The following is a 5883-nucleotide window of genomic DNA, read 5'->3' as shown; positions in this document are numbered from 1 at the left end:
CCACCGGCTCCGGGAGCTTGCGGGCGACACCGCTGGCCGCGGCGGCCTTCGGCGCCGGACCGGCCCAGCCGAGCACGAGCGCGTCCTCGCCCCGTAGGAGGCGGTGGCAGCGCACCCCGCCGGTCGCCCGGCCCTTGCCCGGGTACTCCGCGAACGGCGTCACCTTCACCGAGGAGCCGGTGCGGCCGCTGCCCGCGACCGTCACGACGACGTTGTCTGCGCCCGGATCGACCGCCCCGAACCAGATCGCCTGCGCCTTCGCCGCGAGCTTGACGCCCGCCACGCCGCCGGCCGCCCGGCCCTGCGGGCGCACCTTGTCGGCATCGAAGTGCAGCAGCTGGGCGTCGCTCGTGACGAACACGAGTTGCTCTGCGCCGGTGCGCAGTTCGACGGCTCCGACGACTCGGTCTCCGGGCTTGAGGGTGATCGCCTCCCACTCGTCGCGGCCGCCCGGGTAGTCGGTGGTGACCCGCTTGACGACGCCGGAGGCGGTGCCGAGCGCGAGCCCGGGCGAGTCGGCCTCCAGCGACATGATCGTCAGCGGCTCCTCGCCCTTGCCGAGTTCGACGAACGCCGGCAGCGGAGTGCCCCCGGACAGGTTCGGCGCGTCGTGCATCGGCGGCAGCGTCGGTAGGTCGAGCGCCGGCAGCCGCAGCACCCGCCCGGCCGTGGTGACCAGGCCGAACTCGCCGCGGGCCGTGGTGCGCACGGCGGTGACGATCGCGTCGTGCTTGGCGCGTTTGCCGTGGGTGCTCAGCGGCGCGGCGTCGGTGGTGCGGGCCAGCAGGCCGGTCGTGCTGAGCAGCACGTGGCACGGGTCGTCGCCGACCTCCAGCGGCACGCTCGCGGTGGCGCCCTGACCGCCTCCGGTCGGGCCGGCCGACTCCAGCAGCACGGTGCGCCGCGGGGTGCCGAGCTGGTCGGCGACCTCCCGCAGCTCGGTGCGCACGAGCTTGTGCAGCAGCGACTCGTCGGCGAGCAGCTCGCGCAGCGCGGCGATCTGTTCCTCGAGCTCGGACTTCTCCGACTCCAGCTCGATGCGGCTGAACTTCGTCAGCCGGCGCAGCTGCAGCTCGAGGATGTAGTTGGCCTGCGCCTCCGACAGATCGAAGACCTCGATGAGTCGGGCCCGCGCCTGGGCGGTGTCGTCGCTGCCCCGGATGAGCTGGATGACCTCGTCGATGTCGAGTATCGCGATGAGCAGACCCTCGACGAGGTGCAGCCGCTCCTCGCGCTTGGCGAGGCGGTGCTCGCTGCGGCGGCGCACGACGTCGATGCGGAAGTCGAGGTAGACCCGCAGCAGCTCCTTAAGGCCGAGCGTGCGGGGCTGGCCGTCGACGAGCGTGACGTTGTTGATGCCGAAGCTGTCTTCGAGTGGGGTCAGCTTGTACAGCTTCTCCAGCACGGCCTCGGGGTTGAAGCCGTTCTTGATCTCGATGACCAGGCGCAGGCCCTGCTTGCCGTCGGTGAGGTCCTGGAGGTCGGAGATGCCCTGCAGCCGCTTGGCGCGCACGAGCTCCTGGATCTTCGTCGTCACCTTCTCCGGGCCGACGAGGTAGGGCAGCTCGGTGATGACGATGCCCTTGCGGCGCGGGGTGACGTTCTCGATGCGGCACGTGGCGCGGGTGCGGAAGGTGCCGCGGCCGGTCTCGTAGGCGTCGCGGATGCCCTCGAGCCCGACGATGCGCCCGCCGCCGGGCAGGTCCGGCCCGGGCACGTACCGCATGAGGTCGGACAGCGTGGCGTCGGGATGGTCGATGAGGTGGCAGGCGGCGCCGACGACCTCGCCGAGGTTGTGCGGCGGCATGTTCGTGGCCATGCCGACCGCGATGCCGGCGGCCCCGTTGACCAGCAGGTTCGGGTACGCGGCGGGCAGCACGCCCGGCTGCATGAGCTGGTCGTCGTAGTTGGGCACGAAGTCGACGGTGTTCTCGTCGAGGCTGGCGACCATCGGCAGCGCCGCCGGGGCCATGCGCGCCTCGGTGTACCGGGAGGCGGCCGGGCCGTCGTCGAGCGAGCCGAAGTTGCCGTGCCCGTCGACGAGGTTGAGGCGCATCGTGAACGGCTGCGCCATGCGCACGAGCGCGTCGTAGATCGCACCGTCTCCGTGCGGGTGGTACTTACCCATGACGTCACCGACGATGCGGCTCGACTTCACGTGGCCGCGATCGGGGCGAAGCCCCATGTCGTGCATGCCGAAGAGGATGCGACGCTGCACGGGCTTGAGGCCGTCACGGGCGTCCGGCAGCGCACGCGAGTAGATGACCGAATAGGCGTACTCGAGGAACGCCCCCTGCATCTCCTCCTCGACGTCGATGTCGACGATGCGCTCCTCGAAGTCCTCCGGGAGCGTCGGCTCGTTGCTGCGCCTGCGCGCCATAGGTGCCTACTCGTCCTTCCGCTGTGCCTCACCGGATCGCCGCCCACGGTCCACGCCGCCTGGGTTGCGCCGCGGTTGCGCCGCGGTTGCGCCGCGTGGGTTGCGTCGCGCGGGTTGTCCGCGCGCCGCCGGTGCCTGACCCCTCATCCTTGCCGATGCGCGCTCGAACCGCGGTAGGGGCTCGCCGGGGAGGGCCTCCTTGGCGTGGCGCGCGGTCTCTCGCGCCCTCGCCACTCACTATTGCCCGCCCTATTCGCACGTGAGCCTGTGCCGTCGCGCCGGACCGCCCGGCTGCCGCGAGACCGGCTCCGCGGAGCGCGTTCGGCAGGAGCCGCCCGGTCCCGTCCCGGCTCCCGAGATGGCCCGCCCGTCTGCCGAGACACGAAGCAGGGGGCGGAGCGGGGTCGGCGCGTGGCCGTCGACGCACGAGCCGACTCAGGCCGCCATCGGCAGAGCCAGCCCATGGGCGTGGGCAGCGTCCGCGATCCGCTGCGCGATGGCCGGCAGGTCACCCAGATCCGGCCAGGTGAAGCGCACGACGATCCAGCCGAGACGGCGAAGAGCCCGCTCCCGCTCGTCCGCCCGACGTGCGGCCGACGGATCGTCGAGCTTGACCAGCCCGTCGAACTCCAGCAACAGTCTCGTGCCGCGCACCACGAAGTCGGCGCGGTAGGTCGCCCCGCCAACCGCGATCTCGACCTGCGGGGTCGGCGGCGAGCCCGAGCAACCACAGGTCGTAGGCCAACAGACTCTCCCCGGGTGACTCATGGCGCGGATCGGCCAGCGGCAGCGTCTTGGCCAGGCGCACGGCGCCGGGTGCTCGCTGATAAAGCGCGAGCGCTGCATGAAGCTCGTCGCGGTCGGCGGCGCCTGCCGAACGCTCGGCCGTACTCGCCTCCGGCCGCGCCGCCCGTAGTGCCGCGTCGGCCGCGACCAGTGCCGCTCGCGGACCGCGCCACAGTCCGGCCTGCACCACGGCGACCGCGGGCGTCACGCACCAGCCGGCGGTGGGGGTGTACTCGGGAAGCTGATGGATGACCCAGCCCGTGCCGTACCTCGTGCGCGTGGCGCCGGTGCGGGCGAGGTGAACCGTGCCGAGGTCAGCCTCATAGGTCGGTAGCCCGAAGGCTGTCAGGGCGGTGTCGTGACTGGCCACCAGCTCACCGCCCAGCCGCGTCGCCAAGGCCCGTGCCCGGAGGCGGTGACGCTCCTGCGCCGAGCCTCACCGGCCAGTGAGGCGTAACACCCGCGCATGACGCGGGTGAGGAGGCCGGCCTTGATGGCTGCGGCGACGACGTCGTCGCTGAAGCCGTGGGCCTGGGCCTGCGCGCGGGTGAGCACCCCGGTGCGTGCGGCGAGGAACTGGCGGAAGTCGTGCAACTGGTCCATGCCGGCAGCGTGCGCCCGCGAAGCGGCAACGCGCCACGGCGACGTCGTCCGCCTGTGGACGGCCGCGAACCGCTCACGCGCTTGTGGACAGACGCGGCCGACGGCGGACGCGGCGATCGACGCGCCAAGGTGACGCGTGAAGGCGACGTGGCGGTCGACGCGCCAAGTCGACGATCCAGTGCCTATGGCGCCTGGTCTCAGTGCTCGGGAGTCGCGTCTTGGAGCCCGAGACGAGACCACCCGGGTGCCGCGGGACCAGCTCCGCGGAGGTGGTCCCGTGACAACCGGGCGGTCCAGTGCGACGGCACAGGCTCACGTGCGAAGACCGGTTGGCTGTGCGCCGTGGCCCCCGAGCCGTGGCCCCCGAGCCGTGGTCCCCGAGCCGTGGCCCCCCGAGCCGTGGCCTCAGGGGTCCCCGGCTTGGCGTGGCTCGCGACACCGATCCCGGCGTCAGCGGGGGGGCATGCGCAGGGCGCCGTCGAGGCGGATGACCTCTCCGTTGAGCATGGGGTTGGCGACGATGTGCTCGACGAGCATGGCGTACTCCTCGGGGCGGCCGAGGCGGGCCGGGTGGGGGACCATGGCGCCGAGGCTGTCCTTGGTCTCCTGCGGCAGCGAGGCCATCATCGGCGTCTCGAAGGTGCCGGGGGCGATCGTCATGACGCGAATCCGCTTCTCCGCCAGGTCGCGCGCGGCCGGCAGGGTGAGCGCGGCGACGCCGCCCTTGCTCGAGGCGTAGGCGGCCTGCCCGACCTGCCCGTCGAACGCGGCGACGGAGGCGGTCATGACGATGACGCCGCGGTCGCCGTAGCGCTCCTCCACCGGCTCCTGCTGCGCCATCGTCTCCGCGGCGAGCCGCAGCAGGTTGAACGTCCCGACGAGGTTGATGTCGATGACGTCCCGGTACGTCTTCAAGGGCAGCACGCCCTTCTTGCCGAGCACCCGCCCCGGGGTGGCGACCCCGGCGCACGCCACCGCGACCCGCAACACGCCCAACTCGGCCGACGCCGCGACAGCGGCCGCCAACTGCTGGTCGTCACGCACGTCGGCGGGCTGGAAGAGCGCGCGCTCCCCGAGCTCCTCGGCAAGATGCGGTCCGCTGGATCCCGGTAGATCGGCGATCACGACACTGGCGCCGGCCGCATGAAGGCGCCGTACGGTTGCGGCTCCGAGTCCGGAACCACCACCGGTAACCACCGCGACGCTGCGCGTCGCACCGTTTTGGCCGTCGAGTTCCATCAGGAACGCAGCACCTCCTCATCGAGCACATCACAGATTGCCTGCGGATCGTTCAGCGTCAGCAGCTGATCGCGGAACGACGGCTTGGTGAGGCGGCGCGCCAGCTGCGCGAGCACCGCCAGCTGGTCGGACTGTCCGCCCTCAGGAACCCCGATGAGGAAGACGAGGCGAGCCGGTCCGTCGGCGGCGCCCCAGTCGAGGCCGGCCGTGCTGCGGCCGAACGCCATCGACGGCGTGGTGACGTGGGGGCTGCGGCTGTGCGGGATCGCGACGCCGCCCGCTAAGCCCGTGGCCATGAGGTCTTCGCGCCGCTGCACGTCGGCCAGGAACGCTTCGAGGTCGGAGACGCGCCCCTCGGGCACGAACGTCTCGGCGAGGGTGCGGATCGCGGCGGTCCGGTCGGTGACGGGCAGGTCAAGCACCACCTGCGTGGCTGTCACGAGCGACATCGTGCTCCTTACGTTCGGCCTGAGATCGGGCCCCGTGGCGCCCGCGAGCGGCGATGGCGCGGCACGGTCTCGACCCGCCCGTCAGCCTAGCGGCATTCGCCAGCGCCGATGTTGTGGACGGCCGCGGTGCGGCGCACGACACCCCGGACGCCGAGGAGGCCGCGGCGCGAGGCGTGTGTCGCGAGCGTGCCCGGGAGGGGAATCGCCTTATCGACGATCCCGATGCCGGATCGGTGGTCGCGACCAGGCAGAACGTGGCCGGGCGGTCCACTGGGAACGCCGATACGGCGAATCCCCCCGCGGGGAGGCGCGCACGCCCAGGCCTGGTCGCGCCCGGCGCGACGATGCGGCCTGGCGCCGGCGGCTGTCCCCGGCCATCGTCGGCGGCTGTCACGGCTGGCGCCGACGACGCGACCCGCAGGCGGT

The 5883-nt window shown here is 72.4% G+C and carries 5 protein-coding genes; all 5 read right to left on the bottom strand.

What is annotated here, in order from left to right; all coding sequences use genetic code 11:
- Window positions 1–2380, bottom strand: a 2380-nt coding sequence (locus PINTE_RS20005) for a DNA gyrase/topoisomerase IV subunit A (protein WP_068434156.1), incomplete at its 3' end; no start/stop codon positions are given.
- Window positions 2381–2815: 435 nt separating this feature from the next.
- Entirely contained in the window at window positions 2816–3148 is a 333-nt protein-coding gene (locus PINTE_RS23455; protein WP_281178983.1) for a DUF559 domain-containing protein, read from the bottom strand.
- A 363-nt stretch (window positions 3149–3511) separates the two neighbouring features.
- Window positions 3512–3769: a type IV toxin-antitoxin system AbiEi family antitoxin domain-containing protein gene (locus PINTE_RS19995; RefSeq protein WP_068434152.1), complete on the bottom strand. Its 258-nt coding sequence runs from the start codon at window positions 3767–3769 to the stop codon at window positions 3512–3514.
- A 450-nt stretch (window positions 3770–4219) separates the two neighbouring features.
- Window positions 4220–5008 (bottom strand): SDR family NAD(P)-dependent oxidoreductase, encoded by a 789-nt coding sequence (locus PINTE_RS19990; protein ID WP_068434151.1) that lies wholly within the window; start codon window positions 5006–5008, stop codon window positions 4220–4222.
- Window positions 5008–5457 (bottom strand): PTS sugar transporter subunit IIA, encoded by a 450-nt coding sequence (locus tag PINTE_RS19985; RefSeq protein ID WP_068434149.1) that lies wholly within the window; start codon window positions 5455–5457, stop codon window positions 5008–5010. Before PINTE_RS19985 ends, PINTE_RS19990 begins: the two co-directional genes overlap by 1 nt.
- Window positions 5458–5883: the final 426 nt, after the last annotated feature.

The sequence above is a fragment of the Piscicoccus intestinalis NBRC 104926 genome, assembly GCF_001515525.1.
GTDB lineage: Bacteria > Actinomycetota > Actinomycetes > Actinomycetales > Dermatophilaceae > Kineosphaera > Kineosphaera intestinalis.
This window is presented reverse-complemented; position numbering and strand designations above follow the sequence as displayed.

Bases quoted from the DNA above. Each gene is read 5' to 3' on its own strand.
- PINTE_RS19995 (WP_068434152.1), bottom strand. From the start codon at position 3,769: ATGGACCAGTTGCACGACTTCCGCCAGTTCCTCGCCGCACGCACCGGG.
- PINTE_RS19990 (WP_068434151.1), bottom strand. From the start codon at position 5,008: ATGGAACTCGACGGCCAAAACGGTGCGACGCGCAGCGTCGCGGTGGTT.
- PINTE_RS23455 (WP_281178983.1), bottom strand. From the start codon at position 3,148: ATGAGTCACCCGGGGAGAGTCTGTTGGCCTACGACCTGTGGTTGCTCG.
- PINTE_RS19985 (WP_068434149.1), bottom strand. From the start codon at position 5,457: ATGTCGCTCGTGACAGCCACGCAGGTGGTGCTTGACCTGCCCGTCACC.